This is a genomic window from Paenibacillus hunanensis (genome assembly GCF_034055775.1).
Classification (GTDB): Bacteria; Bacillota; Bacilli; order Paenibacillales; family Paenibacillaceae; genus Saccharibacillus; species Saccharibacillus hunanensis.
Genome location: NZ_CP139194.1, coordinates 476,166 through 491,859 on the forward strand (window position 1 = coordinate 476,166; position 15,694 = coordinate 491,859).

At 49.6% G+C, this 15,694-nt stretch carries 12 protein-coding genes; 7 read left to right on the forward strand and 5 right to left on the reverse strand.

Annotated elements, in window-relative coordinates; translation table 11 throughout:
* The gene (locus tag SK066_RS01860; protein ID WP_320543425.1) at nt 1-1,806 is read left to right on the forward strand and encodes a hypothetical protein; all 1,806 of its coding nucleotides are present in this window, start codon (nt 1-3) and stop codon (nt 1,804-1,806) included.
* Nucleotides 1,807-2,046: 240 nt separating this feature from the next.
* On the opposite strand, the gene SK066_RS01865 is transcribed toward SK066_RS01860, so the two are convergent.
* Nucleotides 2,047-2,958 carry an Rpn family recombination-promoting nuclease/putative transposase gene (locus SK066_RS01865; protein WP_320543426.1) on the reverse strand — a complete coding sequence of 304 codons (912 nt, stop codon included), beginning with the start codon at nt 2,956-2,958 and terminating at the stop codon, nt 2,047-2,049.
* A 453-nt stretch (nt 2,959-3,411) separates the two neighbouring features.
* Nucleotides 3,412-4,080, reverse strand: coding sequence for an MOSC domain-containing protein (locus tag SK066_RS01870; protein WP_320543427.1), 669 nt, complete (start codon nt 4,078-4,080; stop codon nt 3,412-3,414).
* Nucleotides 4,081-4,254: 174 nt separating this feature from the next.
* Here SK066_RS01870 and SK066_RS01875 point away from each other — a divergent pair, with 174 nt between their 5' ends.
* On the forward strand, nt 4,255-6,312 hold the full coding sequence (locus SK066_RS01875) for a TPM domain-containing protein (RefSeq protein WP_320543428.1): 2,058 nt from the start codon (nt 4,255-4,257) through the stop codon (nt 6,310-6,312).
* Nucleotides 6,313-6,538: 226 nt separating this feature from the next.
* Here SK066_RS01875 and SK066_RS01880 read toward each other — a convergent pair whose 3' ends face one another.
* The 3 genes from SK066_RS01880 to SK066_RS01890 form a co-directional block, all read right to left on the reverse strand.
* The gene (locus SK066_RS01880) at nt 6,539-6,763 is read right to left on the reverse strand and encodes a hypothetical protein (protein WP_320543429.1); all 225 of its coding nucleotides are present in this window, start codon (nt 6,761-6,763) and stop codon (nt 6,539-6,541) included.
* Nucleotides 6,764-6,867: 104 nt separating this feature from the next.
* On the reverse strand, nt 6,868-7,707 hold the full coding sequence (locus tag SK066_RS01885) for an HNH endonuclease (RefSeq protein ID WP_320543430.1): 840 nt from the start codon (nt 7,705-7,707) through the stop codon (nt 6,868-6,870).
* Between the two features lie 54 nt (nt 7,708-7,761).
* Complete coding sequence (locus SK066_RS01890; RefSeq protein ID WP_320543431.1) at nt 7,762-8,247, reverse strand: hypothetical protein; 486 nt, start codon at nt 8,245-8,247, stop codon at nt 7,762-7,764.
* 220 nt (nt 8,248-8,467) lie between these two features.
* Here SK066_RS01890 and SK066_RS01895 point away from each other — a divergent pair, with 220 nt between their 5' ends.
* From SK066_RS01895 to SK066_RS01915, 5 genes are all read left to right on the forward strand, one after another.
* Nucleotides 8,468-9,748, forward strand: coding sequence for an ABC transporter substrate-binding protein (locus SK066_RS01895; protein ID WP_320544780.1), 1,281 nt, complete (start codon nt 8,468-8,470; stop codon nt 9,746-9,748).
* Nucleotides 9,749-9,855: 107 nt separating this feature from the next.
* The gene (locus SK066_RS01900; RefSeq protein WP_320543432.1) at nt 9,856-10,740 is read left to right on the forward strand and encodes a carbohydrate ABC transporter permease; all 885 of its coding nucleotides are present in this window, start codon (nt 9,856-9,858) and stop codon (nt 10,738-10,740) included.
* A complete protein-coding gene (locus SK066_RS01905) occupies nt 10,737-11,618 on the forward strand; it encodes a carbohydrate ABC transporter permease (protein WP_320543433.1) in 882 nt (293 codons plus the stop codon). Before SK066_RS01900 ends, SK066_RS01905 begins: the two co-directional genes overlap by 4 nt.
* Before the next feature lie 288 nt (nt 11,619-11,906).
* Complete coding sequence (locus SK066_RS01910; protein ID WP_320543434.1) at nt 11,907-13,538, forward strand: DUF4127 family protein; 1,632 nt, start codon at nt 11,907-11,909, stop codon at nt 13,536-13,538.
* A 481-nt stretch (nt 13,539-14,019) separates the two neighbouring features.
* The gene (locus SK066_RS01915) at nt 14,020-15,678 is read left to right on the forward strand and encodes an FAD-dependent oxidoreductase (protein ID WP_320543435.1); all 1,659 of its coding nucleotides are present in this window, start codon (nt 14,020-14,022) and stop codon (nt 15,676-15,678) included.
* The last annotated feature ends 16 nt before the right edge of the window (nt 15,679-15,694 follow it).

A 15,694-nucleotide genomic window follows, 5' to 3' on the forward strand; every position in this document is an offset into this window, starting at 1 on the left:
ATGAAGACGCTGGATAAGCTGGTCAATCTGAATGAGGAATGGGTTGAACGCGGGATGCACAGGCAGGTTATGGAAGCGGATAGCCGTTACTATGGCGGTGTTAAGGATCTAGCTAATGGCATCCCATGGCCCAATCATAGCGTAGGCACGCCGGTATGGATGGCGGTCTGGACAGCGGCATTGGTGAATCGAGATTCGGTCTATTATCATAATCCGGATTTGCTAGAGCGATTGGAGCTGGCTTCTCTCTATATGCTTCGTGTTCAGCATGAGGATGGCTCCATTTCGCCGGGATGGACGAATTTTCATTCGCCACCGGATACAGGCTTTGTCATCGTCGGCTATGCACAGCTTTATTTGCTGCTGTCACGCGAGGTATGGCCAGAAGCGCAGGGGACGATTGCAAATATGCGCTTATTTCTGGAACGAACGATTCCTGTGATGCTGACGGGAGGCTGTCATACACCGAATCACCGCTGGGTATTGTGTGCGGCACTCGGTTATTTGTACAGAATTTTTGCCGACACGCGTCTGCAACAGCGTGCAGATGAGTGGATGGCAGAAGGAATGGATATTACGCCAGATGGTGAATGGACGGAACGCAGTAATGGGATCTACAATGCGGTCAGTGATGTGATGCTGATCCATGCCGCACGCGAGCTGCAACGTCCCGAGCTGCTTGATCCGGTGCGTCATAATCTGGAGATGATGATGTATCTGATTCATCCGTCCGGTGAGGTCGTGACCGATTATTCTGGTCGTCAGGACTTCGGACAGCTGTTCACGATGGAGAGCTATCTGCTGTCGTATTATTTAATGACTACGATCGATCATGATCCACGCTTTGCTGCGATGGAGCAGCTGGCAGCCGATGCGGTACAGGAAACCTTTAGCTGTGCGAATAATCCGCTCATCGGCATGCTGCTTTATCCGCGTACAGATAGCGATACCGTACAGCCTGGACAGCTACCGCATAATTATCGTCAGATGATCAATGGTAGCTTTGGACGTGAACAGTATGTGGCAGGGATTTCAGACGCAGGTCATCATAATGCGATTCGCTACAGTCGTCCGCATCTGGACTTTGGCGCGCCGGTGCTACGCATCCGCCATGAGCAGACGAGTCTGACGATGATGACGGAAACCTCCTCTATGCTGGCGCTTCGTCATGGAAAGGTACGTTTGCTTGGACTACAGCTAGCTTCGTATTTTGGACCAGGCTTTGTGCCGATGCAGACGCTGGAAGAGACGGATAGCGGGTATAAGCTGACGGCGGTCTACCATAAAGGCTATAACGCACCGATTCCAGCCGAGCATTTACCACGCTCTGCTTTTGATGATGTGAGTCCGTGGTACTTACTGCCGCATCAATTCCGTGAAGCTACCCATACGTGCGAGTATGGGGTCGAGGTGGAAATGGTTGAGCAGGTTGGTGGGATCGATCTGTATATTCGTTCGGCTGAGCCAGCGGAAGTGATGACACAGCTATCGTTTATTTTCGGTAGCGAATCTCAGGTTGTAGCCGAAGATGGCGAGCTGGAATCAGTGTATGAGGATAAGGTAGCGTTCTGGAAGGATGGGCTGATTCGTATAGAGAGTGGAGAGGACTGGATGGTGCTATCTGGAGGCGCAGGTGAGCATACGGCAGCTTCGGTGCGAGAGGCTTCGTATCCGTATGATTGCCGAACGCTGCTGGTGAATCTGGTTACTCCATTCGAGCATAAGATTAGTATTCGCTTGTCGCCAGGCACGAGTACAGATAGTGAGACACGTGCTCTGCAATGGCTGGAGCGTCAGCGTGGATAAGAGATAGGTCGAGAAGGCACCAAGTGAATATGAGATGATGCGATATCGAATGCAGTGACTGCCGTCGATTCTCGGCTGTACGGGCTGAGGATTGGCGGTTTTTGCTTGGAAATAGGAATTAGAATGGGGCTAGAGATCGAACTGGAGCTCGAACATGCAAAAGCCACATGCGAGCAGGCTTGCCTGTCGATGTGGCTTTGTATGATGAGTGCGTATGGTGAACTACGTTAAGTGTAATTTTTAGTCGGAAGAGTGGGCTAGAGTACGGATTTCGCTTTCGTTTAAACCCGTCACCTGGCTAATGGTGTGTGTATCTAATCCGAGCTTTAGCATGCGTAAAGCTGTTTGTTGCAAGCTCTGCTCGATGCCTTTTTCCATGCCTTTTTCTATACCTTCCTGGATTCCCTTCTCCATGCCCGCCTTAAAGCCGTACAATTCGGCGTTCTTGGCAGCTTCCATTAAGGATGCCTGATCATGCAGGTATTTCTGACGAGCTTCATAGCGCATGCGTGCCTCCTGATCCTGGCTGAGAAATTCCAGTGTATCCATCGCTTTTTTGAGCTTTGGCTCATTCATCGTTAGCACCTCCCATTGATCTGGTGTGACGCCTTTTAGAAATAATAGCCAGTTGGCGAGTCCGCCCTGTTTTGTCGGGGCAGCTTGAGCATTCAATTTGGGTAGCTCCAAAAAATGAATCTCGATATCGTCTGTCAGTGTAATGCCTGTCTGATCCTCGTGCAGGTGAAATACACTATGGTAAAGGTCATTTTTGAGTAACGCAAAATCCAGAATATTAATCGTTACGCACCGCTTCAATGTGCTGTAGGATTGCCCTTCCACCAGCTGGGACGAATACAGCTTACTCCAATAAAATAAAGTACGTTTTTCCATATCATAGCGGTTAAATAGCTGCATTTCAACATTAATCAGCTCACCTTCTGTCGTGCGTGCCCGAATATCCAGAATCGATTGCTTATCAAGTGGAGAGTCTTTTTCGATATAAGGATTAAGCACAATAATTTCACGCAGTGGCGGACGATGTGCCTCGGTAAATGTTCGATTCAGAAAAGCAAGCAATACATCCTGATTCTCTTCACTACCGAAAATACGTTTAAACAAAAAATCATTACGAGGATCAAGCAGCTCTGTCATGTACAAGCCTCCAGGTGCGAATTTTGCTAAAAGAACCCTCGATGAAGAGGGTACGGCTGTAATGTATGTAGGGTAGGTGTCTGTTTTAGATACTTTTATATTAGCGAGAAGCAAGATAAAATACAAGAACATATGTTCCTTTTTTATGTATGAGAAAAGCACGAGCTCTGTTATGAAAATAAGGTAGCTCGTGCTATGAAAGGACAGTTCGTATATAGGAGCATCGTTCAGCTAGATGCTAATACGATAGCGCTTAGCTCAGCTGAGGGATTGGAAAAGTATAGAGAACCCATTGAAGTGTCTACTTCTCGGCTTTATTCGTCGTGAAATAGTGCATCGGTGCATCACGCGGCTGACATTTCTGTATATCAGCGTACAGCAGCCAATGTATCCAGCATATTGACTGGAGTCCAACCTATATCCAACCAGAATCATTCTAATATCCATTTAATATCAATCCGCCAAACGCTTACTCAAATGCTTATGCAGCGATTTCGCCAGAGCAGGCTCATCCAGCAGCTGTCGCAGTGCTGCCGTATCGCCTTTTTCATGATACAGCACACGATTACATTCAGCGATCGTCGTACCCTTTCCCTCACGGCTCAGCAAGGTGAAGGCATCACCTGCCTGGATCGTACCCGGTGTAATAACGCGGAAATAGAAGCCAGAATAGCCCGTATCGCGCACACGCAGAATCATTTCACTACGCTCCAGATGCGCCGCGAGCTTGAAGCAGGGCTGACGGGGCTGGCTCACTTGAACCGTTGCCGTGCCAATCCGGTATGTATCCCCGATACAGACGTCTTGCTCTTGCAAACCTTGAACGGTAAAGTTTTCTCCAAAGGCACCCGGCTCAAATGGACGATTCATCTGTTCACTCCACCAGGAATAGTGATCCGCCGAATACACACAGGCTGCTTTATCCGGGCCACCGTGATTTTTAAGATCACCCTGACCATCCTGCTGAATGCCTTCCGCGCTTATGTGAAGTGGCTCACTGGACGGTGTTTTGATAAAGCCAGTATAGACCGATTTGCCATTCCATTCCACATGGACAGGTAATCCAGTATTCAACGACAGTAGGCGTGCCGACGAGGTGTCTTTTGCAATAGAGGTGTTCATACAAGCTCCTTTCGCGCTCGATCGCGGTAAATTCTATTCATTTAGGAGCGAGATGCTCCTATTCGTGCTTTGTGTCTTGGCGATAATTGTATCATAATAATGGATGGATACGATTTCAATTTATCATACTCGAACGCCAGGCGTTCTGGAGTTGAACATATAAAGGGGAGCCAGATGGAAAGGTTATTTCGATGGGTGTATAGGATATTGCTCGGTTTGCTTATTGCAGGTGTAACATTGCCAGCACTGACGAGCCATATTGCGATTGCCAGTCCCTATGTGAACAATCATGTAAAAGATGATGCCGGGCTATTTAGCGATAAAGATATTCAGCGGATGAATCAAGCATTAGCGAATCATCATTATAAGCTGTATGTGATGACAGTATCGGGGTATAGCGAGGAAGCAGGCATGAAGCTGGTTGATCAGCTGTATGATGAATTCGGTCTCGGCTCCAACGAGCTCCTGCTATTGATCACGACGAATCCGAATTTTGTGCATATGGCATTTGAAAATGATGAGCTGGCTACGCGAATTGCCGCAAGCCGTGCAGCCACTGTACGTGGCGTAACAGATACACAGTTTGTACCTTACGCCAAAACAGGTGATGTGGCTGGTGGTGTAATTGCGATTAGTGAATATCTTAACGGATTAGGGCCAGTATCCGGAAAAGGCAACCATGCAACGAATCAGGAGGAGAGTACACAATCTCCTGTGAGTTCAGAGTCATCGCAACTAAGCGAGCAGCAAAATCAGAATTTGCATCATAAGCGTCAGCTTGTACTTCAGATTGGAGCAGGCATTTTGCTTCTGCTCGTACTGGCTACTGTTGTACTAATATGGCGGCGTTTGTCCGTCCGGCGTAAGCTGCTTCGGCGTCGAACAGCACTTCAGCGACGCATTAATAAAATAGAGCATCGACTCGCCGTTCTGCTCGGCTCGGATGTGCTCAATACGGATATCGCTGCCAGCGGTGGGAGCAAGGATAAAAGTATGCTGCAATCTCAGCTACGTCAGGAGTCAGAGCAGCAGCTTGCACAGACACAGCAATGCCGTTCAGCTGTGCGAGCGATTCGCCTGCCGCTTCTATCCCTTTCACGTCCCAGGCTAGAGCTTGGACGATTAGAGCATGATCTACTATTGATTGAGGAGCAGCTGGTACCACTGGAGCAGCAGCATGCTTTACTTCATGGTACGGTGCCTGCTGATGTGATAGCGGCGGCGACCTCAACGGCCATCACCGCTGTACCTGGAAAACAAGCACGAGAGCAGGAGCAAGTAGCCGCTCAGTCGATCGATGCTACCTACGATCTGGATCGAATCGCCGATGAATTGGAAGCACAGATTGCCCGTGAAGGATTGTATACAGGTGGGGATGAGAATCCGCTAGCCCTGCTGGAGCTGGCTCGTACCGATCAGCAACGTATGCGCAAGCTACAGGCTCGTGGTGATCGTAATGGTGCGATGGCAGCAAGGCGAACACTGGACAGCCATATTCAGCAGGCACAGCGATTAGTACAGGATATGCTCCGTTTTCGTCAGCAGGCGATGCAGGTATCGGAGGAGGCAGAACGAACGATAGAAGAATATGAATCGCTCCCGGATTGGCATGCCCGTGAGTGGGCAAGTCTGGAAGGGCATTATGCGGTACATCATCTGAATGAGCAGCAGGAGCGCTATGAGGATATGCAACATTTACTGCAACGGATGGAACGACTTTGCCCGCAAATTGTGCATAATCTGCTCGGGAAGACGCCGCATTATGCGCGTGCTTATGAGGATAGCTTGCAGATTAGTGCTGCGATTCAGCGGCTACAGGAGCAGCGTCTCGCGCTAATGAGCTATCCCGAGGAGCTCGATTTACGTAAAAAGCTGGATATGGAGCGCTGGGAAGCATTGAGCAGTCATCATCGTGATATTGCCAGTCGCCTCACCGAGCTGCCATTAGATCATCTACAGATTCGTCCCTTTCAGGAGCAAAGCTTTCAATCATTGGAGCATGCAAGGCTATTACTTTTAGAGGAGCCAATCGATCTGCATGCAGCGGAAGGAGCCCTTGAGGTGATCGAACAGCATCTGGAGCTGCTGATTCGTCAATTCGAGACAGTGGAGCTGCCGATTCGTACGGATGAGTATTCTGAAGAGTCATCGTCGATGAACGATAGCGGACAGGATCAGCAAGAGGATGAGCCGCAGTCAGCGGATGATTGGAAACGCAATGACCGTGAATGATGGGATGAGGCGAAGTCCGCACATCCGCACAGTAGTGCAAGTATGAAGCGCATGCCTCCGTCAGCACCAGTCTATGCAGCGATCATAAAAGCGAAGCCCTGCTTCAACAAGTTAGGCCGCTAATCTAAACGGTCAGACTCGTTGAAGCAGGGCTTTCGATTGTGTAGAGCTTGAGTCTTGTTCAAGCTCCTATGGATACATCCTATCTATTGCAGCGAATAAAAGTTTATTTATCGGGTTGAGAGCGGACGGATTTCCAGCGCCAGATGAGCTCACCTAGCAAATAACCGCATAACAAAAAGAGGGGTACGGTACGCGAAATTTCACCTAAAATGCCGTCCAGCGTCAGTGTAAAGGTATGATCCATATAATGCATCGCCATGACTCCAAGTGAGGTGACGCCGCCATAGCCGCATACTCCCTCACACCAGATGAATTGATATTTGTTCATCCTGACCTCCAACGCTCTGCGTATGATGGTTTTATCATAATGCATTACGAAAGCGGCTTCAATACTAAAAATGGGAACCGATGGAATGCAGCACACTATTCATATTATGCTTCCGCATCAGCAGGCTGGATAAAATGGTGCAGATCATGATCGGCTTTGGCTTGATTGCACAGATTGCAGGCGCACACACAATTGAGCGGTGTGGTGTGTCCACCTCTGGCACGTGGTAGCAAATGGTCGATCGTATCACCAGGCCCACCGCAGAAGTAGCAGGTGTAGTGATCTCGCTCCAAAATATATTTTCGAAAAGAACGGTTGCTGTATAGTCGGCGAATCGTATGGCGATTGACGACGACAGCGGCATATTCCTTCACGAGTGTAATCGCCGTCTCCATATCGGTTTCCTGATGCCAGCGGCGACCTTTGTCCGTGCGTCCACGCATGTGTACAATCCCACGGCGAGTTGGACGCAGAATCGAAAGATCCAGACCATGACCACGAATATCGCTGGCTTCGATCGAGGGCAGGCTGCGAACAGGGCGAGCGGTGACGATCGATGAACCGCTCTCATGACCGATGGCAGGGGTAGAAGGATTATCAGTATGATCTACCGCTGGATGAGCTGGATGCTGGGAAGCATTCGTATAAGTGGCTGCAAGATGCGCTTCGGCGCGTGTAATTTCTGCCTGTGGTGGCGTGATAGAACTGGAACCGTCGATTTTGGCGGCTTTTAATTGTTTGCGGCAGTTCCGACAGGTGCCGCGCCGTCTTGCTCGTCCAGACTTGCGTCCGGTGCGCTTCAAGTAATGGGAGAGCGGATGCATCTGGCCGCAGCGAGAACAGACCTTACCTGAGGCTTGTTCTGCCGCGTGTGCATCGTGCTCCTGAGCCGGGTCGACTTCACCGGCAGCGGCTGCTGCTGATTCCGGATAAATATGCTGCATCGTTCTCACCTGTTTTCTGTAAATTATCCTGTTCCATGTACTGCCATGTTGCCTCTATAGCGGCAGCAGATCCTGACGTTTGGCGATAGGCTCGCAATCTTTACATACGCCGACCAGACCGCCATTATCTGTAGCGTAAAAGGTTAGTCGATGAACTTCTTTTTTGCAATATGAGCATTTTTGCAGGCGTAGCTTAGGTAGCTCACCTGACTTGGATAAAGGAAGCGGTCTGACGGTCGCAGGGACTGCCTTTTTATGCTCGTGTACTTGATCGCGTTTGAGCAATTGTTCTGGTAATTGGTTTGCACGCTTGCTCTCCTTACCTGGTGTGCTGCGGCGCTGGCGAAAGTCGGCAAGATCGACCACATTGCGTGGTGTCGTATCCCGTTCCACTGGTACGGGCGGAAGCGAATCATCTGGCCGTGGTGTATGATGGTTGATCCATTTACGCGGCTGGGAAAACAGCATCAGGATGATCCAGACGGCGACCAACAATATTGCGGCAATTCCGACTGCCAGTAAAATCCATGCAGGCTGCATCTAATTCACCTTCCTCGCTGATAATTAAGCCATGGTACGCTGTACTGTGTGCTTGATTCCCTTTTAATTCCTGCTCATCCCTTTTTTGTTACATTTTAATTTGATATAATGCGTGACAAGGGCAGGGAAGAAGATGGAAAACAATTTTCCCATGCAAGCTACATATGTTTAGAGTACGGAAATGGTAGAGCAGGAGAAGCTGATTGAAACTATGAAAGGAATGAAGCCTGTGAACAAGAAAATGAGACGGTTAACCCTATTTAGTCTGCTGGCTGTCCTGTTCGCTTCTTTGCTCAGTTCGTGCGGATCGGATGCCGGAAGTAGTAAGGAAGAAGATGGACGTGTAACGATTAAGTTTTGGACGATTGCGCTGCAACCGACGTTTAACGATTATTTTAATAATCTAATCTCAGAATACCAAAAAAACCACCCCGGCGTCACGGTCGAATGGAGTGATTATCCATACGATGCCATCTCCAATAAACTATTAACCGGAATTGCGAGTGGTAACGTACCGGATGTGGTCAATTTAAACACGGAATTTGCCAATCAGATGGCTTCCAAGGGAGCACTGGCGGATCTCACGCCATATTTGAGCGATGAGGAGAAGCAATCGTATTTTGATGGCATCTTTAACTCCACCGTGCTTGGTGGCAAGCCATATGCCCTGCCATGGTATACCGGCACCGAGGTATTGTACATGAACACAAGGCTCGTGAAGCAGGCAGGTCTCGACCCATCCAATCCGCCGAAAACGCGTGATGAGCTAAATGAATGGGCACGCGAGATCAAGGCGAAAACCGGAGCGAGCGGCTACGCGTTAACCTTTGCTGCACGATTGTTCCCGGTAGAAGGCATTTCAATCCTGAACGACGATAAAACGGCTGCCGCCTTCAACACACCTCAAGCGCTGCAAATGATCCAAAATATGCAGCAGCTCATTCAACAGGGCGTACTGGTTGGTGAGGATGCTAATTTTGATAAGCAAATTCAATACTATTCCAGCGAGCAAACTGCCTTTGAGATTGCAGGCCCTACCTTTATTAACTTTATTAAAACAGCCGCACCGGATGTGTACCAGAATACGATTGCCGTACCGCTACCAACGGGTAAAGCCGATGTGCGTCTGTCCAACACGATGAATCTGGTTGTACCTGCTAAGTCAGCCAATCTGGAGCAGGCATCAGAGTTTGCCAAATTCATCACCGATGCAACAAATCAGACCTCGTTTGCGAAGGCAGCGAATACATTGCCGAGCACGAAGGCATCGATCAAGGATGCGTATTTTACCGAAAATAACAATTCACTCGAAGCGCAGGCAAAAGTCGCTTCGGCGGAAAGTCTGGATAAGGCTGTTGATTATATGGTCGGCGTGCCGAATGCTGGCGATATCAACTCTGCGATTGCCGTGCAGCTACAGGAGATTTTCCTGAACGGCAAGGATCCTAAGCAGGGTCTTAGCATGGCAGAGCAGGAAGTGAATCAGATTCTCAAGCAGTAATAGAAGGCATGTGTACCCGGGCAACATTTAACGCAAATAGCAGATCATCATGATTCATATCATCTGGAAATGAGAACGGACTGACCCTGAAAAGGCGGTGGACGAGCATGACAAGATGGATGAGAACAGAGACGTTTGCCGCGTGGGCTTTTATGGCTCCCGGTTTGCTGATTGTCGCCGTATTCGTATTGTGGCCGATTCTTTACGGCATTCCGCTATCCCTGACCGACTATTCGGTAATCGGGGAAACGCATTATGTAGGCTTTGAAAATTATGTAACTGCCGTGCACGATCGCAGCTTCCTCACCTCGCTGTGGAACTCGCTCGTGTACGTGCTAATTGTACCGTGTATTCAGATTATCTCGATTCTGATGGCGATTCTGGTCAATACACGCTTGCCGCTGATCAAAGCGTTTCGCGCCGCTTATTATGTGCCGGTCGTAACCTCGATGGTCGCTGTCGCCCTGATGTGGAGCTGGCTGTTCAGTAGCAACGGTGTGGTCAACTATATTCTGATGCAGCTTGGCATTATTCAGGAGCAGGTCGGCTGGCTCTCCACGAGCAGTACAGCACTGTACGCGCTCATGTTTATTACACTCTGGAAAGGTCTCGGCTACTATATGGTGCTGTACCTTGCTGGATTACAATCGATTCCGTCCGAGCTGTATGAAGCAGCGATGATCGATGGCGCGAATCGCGGGCAGATGATTTTGCGGATTACAATTCCGCTGCTACGTCCGCATATTCTGTTCTGTACGCTAATCTCGCTTATGGGTGCGATTCGCGTCTTTGACGAAATGTTCGTGCTGACGAAGGGCGGCCCCGGTAACGCGACCTTAACCTCCAGCCTGTACATTTACCAGAAGGGTCTGGAGCAGTTTAATTTCGGTTATGCGTCTGCACTGGGATTGATCGTTAGCGTGATTATCGGTGCGCTGAGCATCGTCGTGTTCCGTCTGAACCGGAAAGGCGGTGTACAGACTTACTCATGAACAAAGCGATGGAGCATTCTCGTGAGCATACCCTGTCGTCCGCTGCTACTCTGCGTATAGTGAAAAAGATTATTCGTTACACGCTCATTTATGCGCTACTGATTCTGATTGCGCTGCTAATGACCGGCCCATTCCTATGGCTACTCAGCGTATCACTAATGCCGGGGCGAAATGTATTTTCCAATCCGCCAGCGATTCTGCCGACATTTATTGATTTTGCGAACTATGCGCAGGTATGGAATTATATGAATTTCCCGCGCTACATTATGAACACGGTCATGATTACCGCGATGGGCGTAGTAGCCAATATTATTCTGTCCTGTATGACTGCCTATCCGCTCGCATTGTTCCGATTCAAAGGGCGAGATACGGTATTTGCAATTCTGATCGCAACGATGATCATTCCATCTGCGACCGCGATGATCGTGCATTATTTGACGATTCAGTGGCTGCATCTGGGGAATACGTATCTTGGCGTTGTGCTACCGGCGGCCGTATCGGTATTTAATATTTTCCTGATGCGACAGACCTTTCTCAGTATTCCATCTGAGATTCGGGACTCCGGTAAAATGGATGGCGCGTCAGAGCTACGCATCTGGTGGCAGCTGGTTTTGCCACTCGTGAAGCCGGGGATCGCCGTGATTCTGCTGCTGGAAGTGATGGCGTTCTGGAATAACTTCCTGTGGCCGATCGTCGTACTGGATGACCCGGAAAAGTATCCGCTGGCGGCTGCACTCACGTATCTTAATGGACAGTTTTCGTATAATTTTGGCTGGATTGCAGCAGGTACGATCATCTCGGTTATTCCGATTATCGTCGTATTCCTGTTTACCCAGCGCTATTATATGGAAGGTCTGGCGGGTGCGGTGAAGGGCTGATGCTATAGCGAGCAATGGGTTGAACAGATAGAAGGTAAAGAGTATCAGCTCTGTTATCTGTTGAAAGTGATGATATTGCATGAGCTTCCGAGTTAGAACAAACATGTAGGGTGGAGGCATAAGTTCATTTTCGCACGTTGACAGAGCGTTAATCGCTAGCATGGAATCTATATTTTAAATTGTAGGATGAATGGAGCCAGCCTGTATCGGGCCAGAGTGGCAGATGTGCCAGATTCTGTGCAGCCGAGCAGGCTGGTGGTGTGATTATGCGAGAGGAGCTGTAACGACATGAGTATCGGTAATAACACAGAGCATACCGCAAAAATGATCATCATGCCGCTGGATGAGCGGCCATGTAACTACCATTTCCCCTATCGACTCGTTCGCACAACCGATGTGGAGCCAGTACGTCCACCTCTAGAATGGATGGGACGTAAAAAGGAGCCTGCCGATACAGATCGACTATGGACATGGACGGATATGGAGAGCCAGGGAGCTGCTGGAGCCGTATTATCACTGGATACGCTACTATATGGCGGCATTGTGCCATCACGCTTGCATGAGCTGAGCACAGCTACGATTGCCGGAAGACTATCACGTTTGCGTGAGCTAAAGGCGAATCACCCGGAGCTGATCATCTATGCCTTTCAACTCATTATGCGCTGTCCGCAATATTCGTCCTCAGATGAAGAACCGGATTATTATGCCGATTGGGGCAGAGAGATTTTCCGCAAAGGCTATCTGGAGCATCTATCCGAGCATCAGGAGCTGACGGCAGCAGAGCAAAGTGAGCTGGACGATATTAATAGCCGACTGCCGCAGGAGGTGCTGGACGATTATCTCGGTCGCCGCGCCGTAAACCGCGAAGCGAATCGGCTGGCGCTGGAATATGTAGCAGACGGAACGATTGATTTTCTAATTTTCCCACAGGATGATTCCGCACCGTATGGCTATACTGCACGTGATCAGCAGCGAGTACGCGCTGGCATTCGCGAGCGTCAGCTTGGAACGAAGGTATACATGTACCCTGGCGCGGATGAGGTCGGCTGCACGCTGATCGCTCGAATGCTAAATACGTTTAATGGCTACACACCGCGTGTATACCCACGCTTCGGCTCTGTACGCGGCCCGCAGATTGTCCCTGCATACGAGGATCGTCCATTACTGGAAACACTCAAGTACCAGATCATTGCCGCTGGTGGCATGATGGTATCGAGTCAGCAGGAAGCAGATGTTGTGCTGCTGCTCAATACACCGGGCGAACGAATGGGAGAGGCAGTCAATCAGGGCACACCGTCACCGAACTATGACACCGAGCGTGGCATTGTCGAGCTGGTCGAATACGCCGCCTACTTAATGCGTCAGCAGCGAGCAGCTACTAGCATCGCAGATGAGACAGAAGCGCCAGCCCATTCAGATGACAAAGGATGGCGATCATCGAGATCCCATCATCCTGTTGTTGCTGTAGCGGATATCGCCTACGCCAACGGCGGCGATCTGGAGCTGCTTGACCTATTGCGTCAACAAGGCATCTTATACGAGCTAGGAGGCTATGCTGGCTGGAATACAAGCTCCAACACACTCGGCACCGTCATCGCCCAATCGATGCTGTTCGCCCAATACGGACATTCGCAGCGCCAGATGAACTTCCTGGCACTGCGCTATGTCGAAGACTTCGGCTACGATTCCATCGTCCGCAAAGCCCTGAGCAACGGCCCGATTCAGGAACTCGGACTCGACAAATTCAACCTCGACGGCCCACGCGGACACGTATCCGTCATGGTCAAAGAAGGACTGGAACAATTCATCGCTCAATATCTAACACAGGAAGGCTATACCATCGACATTCTGGACTGCTACATGCCATGGAATCGAATGTTCGAGGTCGGCTTATCCGTAAAGGCGAGACAGGAACAATAAGTAAAGGGTAAGTAATGGATGGGCTGGACACCCTATCGTTCCATTCATAATGAGTAACAACCATAGTGAATGAATAACAAATGTAAGTAATGTTATCTGTATGCATCTTACGAGCTGGCTGATCAACATAGGTGAAATGTACATTATGAAATAAGAAGTACATTTAATCATTCATTTGATTGTATAAATCCCCCTTTTATTTACATGAATAGTAAGTCGTACATTTTTACGGCTCAGGCTCACGTACTTGTATGATTTAAATGTTTATACTACGAGCATAGCGGAACGGAGGAAAGGAAATAAGGGGAAAGGACGATTTTGGAGGGGCGGGAATCTACATTCTATCCTACTCCAGTAGATTCCCGCGGCTCCACCCGAGTCCGTCCCCTTATTCCTTACCGGAGTGGTGTAAGCCCCAGCATCCCATTAAATCCAGCAAGTATAGCCAATGATTTTTTATAATCGAAAGGAGATCATACCTATGACCGAACAACAATCGAATTCCCCTGCGCACAAGCAGTCCAACCACGAAACCCTACAAGCCGATGTGATCGTCATCGGAGCCAGCCTGGGTGGAACACTGGCAGCACTGGCAGCAGCCAAGCAGGGCTTGCATGTCATTTTAACCGAGCCTACCGATTGGATCGGCGGACAGCTCACCTCGCAGGCGGTTCCCCCAGATGAGCATCGCTGGATTGAAAAAGGGATTGGCGCACCAGGTACATTTATCGAATTCCGCGAGCGCGTGCGTGAATTTTATCGATTGAATTATCCATTAACCGAGGAAGCGTTGGAAAATCCAATCCTAAATCCCGGCAATGGCTGGGTCAGTCGACTTGCCCATGAGCCGAAAATTGCACTTCAGGTGCTGGAGGACATGCTATCCGTTTATGTGAATACTGGACGAATTCGCATTCTGTATGGCACTGTGCCTGTAGAGGCAGTGACCGAGCAGGATCGAATCGTATCCGTCACTGTGCAAAAGAACGACCATGCCCCGGCTGGCGTAGCTAGCTATACGACACTATTTGGTAGCTACTATCTGGATGGGACAGATGAAGGCGATCTGCTAGAGCTGAGCGGAACCGAGTATGTGAGCGGTGCGGAAGCACGTTCGGATACAGATGAGCCGCATGCGCTGGAGGAAGCTGAGCCGCTTGATATGCAGTCGATCACGCATGTAGCCGCAGTTGATTATATCGAGGGTGGCGACTTTACGATCGAGCGTCCAGCAGAATACGATTACTGGAAGGCGTACAAGCCGTCCTTTTCCGAGTATCCGATTCTGAGCTGGTACGCTACAGATGCCAATGATACGAGCAAGCTTAAAGAATTCACCCTATTCCCAAATGAGCAGGGCGTAACGTCGCTGTGGGATTATCGCCGTATCGTCGACCCAGCAATTTGGACAGAAAAGCTAAGCGCAGAAGTATCGCTACTCAACTGGGCGATGAATGATTACTATGCGTCTCCAGTGACTGGAGTACCCCTACAAGAACGACTGCCCAATCTGGAAAGTGCACGTCAATTAACCCTATCGCTCGTCTACTGGCTACAAACGGAAGCCCCACGATTAGATGGTGGTAAAGGCTATCCAGGAATTCGTCTACGTGGTGATATTCTCGGTACAGAGGATGGGTTGGCGAAGGCGCCATACATTCGTGAATCGCGCCGCATCAAGGGCATGTATACGATCACTGAGCATGATGTGAGCAAGGAGCTACGCGGAGAGCAAGGGATTAAGCGGTATGAGGATAGTGTCGGTATCGGTAGCTATTCACTCGATCTGCATCCAACGGTCGTAACCCATCGGACATTCTACATTCCGAACTATCCGTTTGAGATTCCGCTGGGCTCGCTCATCCCCGTACGGATGACGAACCTGCTGCCAGCCTGTAAAAATATTAGCATGACCCAGATTGCTGGTGGATGCTATCGCCTGCATCCGGTCGAGTGGAATATCGGTGAAGCCGCAGGCTATCTAGCGGCGTATGCGATCGCGAATGAACTGACACCGCAGGAGGTATATGCTTCAACTGAGCATGTGAGTCGTTATCAGGAGCTACTGGAGAACCGCGGCGTTCAGCTTCATTGGCCGGAGGAAGTGGAAGAGGAAGTGCTCCAGCCGCCAACGTCTTGATGGGATTATCGCAGCG

Excerpts from the sequence above, each read along its gene's own strand:
- SK066_RS01880 (WP_320543429.1), bottom strand. The coding sequence starts at position 6,763 with ATGAACAAATATCAATTCATCTGGTGTGAGGGAGTATGCGGCTATGGC.
- SK066_RS01905 (WP_320543433.1), top strand. The coding sequence starts at position 10,737 with ATGAACAAAGCGATGGAGCATTCTCGTGAGCATACCCTGTCGTCCGCT.
- SK066_RS01910 (WP_320543434.1), top strand. The coding sequence starts at position 11,907 with ATGAGTATCGGTAATAACACAGAGCATACCGCAAAAATGATCATCATG.
- SK066_RS01900 (WP_320543432.1), top strand. The coding sequence starts at position 9,856 with ATGACAAGATGGATGAGAACAGAGACGTTTGCCGCGTGGGCTTTTATG.
- SK066_RS01860 (WP_320543425.1), top strand. The coding sequence starts at position 1 with ATGAAGACGCTGGATAAGCTGGTCAATCTGAATGAGGAATGGGTTGAA.
- SK066_RS01890 (WP_320543431.1), bottom strand. The coding sequence starts at position 8,247 with ATGCAGCCTGCATGGATTTTACTGGCAGTCGGAATTGCCGCAATATTG.
- SK066_RS01870 (WP_320543427.1), bottom strand. The coding sequence starts at position 4,080 with ATGAACACCTCTATTGCAAAAGACACCTCGTCGGCACGCCTACTGTCG.
- SK066_RS01895 (WP_320544780.1), top strand. The coding sequence starts at position 8,468 with ATGAAGCCTGTGAACAAGAAAATGAGACGGTTAACCCTATTTAGTCTG.
- SK066_RS01875 (WP_320543428.1), top strand. The coding sequence starts at position 4,255 with ATGGAAAGGTTATTTCGATGGGTGTATAGGATATTGCTCGGTTTGCTT.
- SK066_RS01915 (WP_320543435.1), top strand. The coding sequence starts at position 14,020 with ATGACCGAACAACAATCGAATTCCCCTGCGCACAAGCAGTCCAACCAC.
- SK066_RS01885 (WP_320543430.1), bottom strand. The coding sequence starts at position 7,707 with ATGCAGCATATTTATCCGGAATCAGCAGCAGCCGCTGCCGGTGAAGTC.
- SK066_RS01865 (WP_320543426.1), bottom strand. The coding sequence starts at position 2,958 with ATGACAGAGCTGCTTGATCCTCGTAATGATTTTTTGTTTAAACGTATT.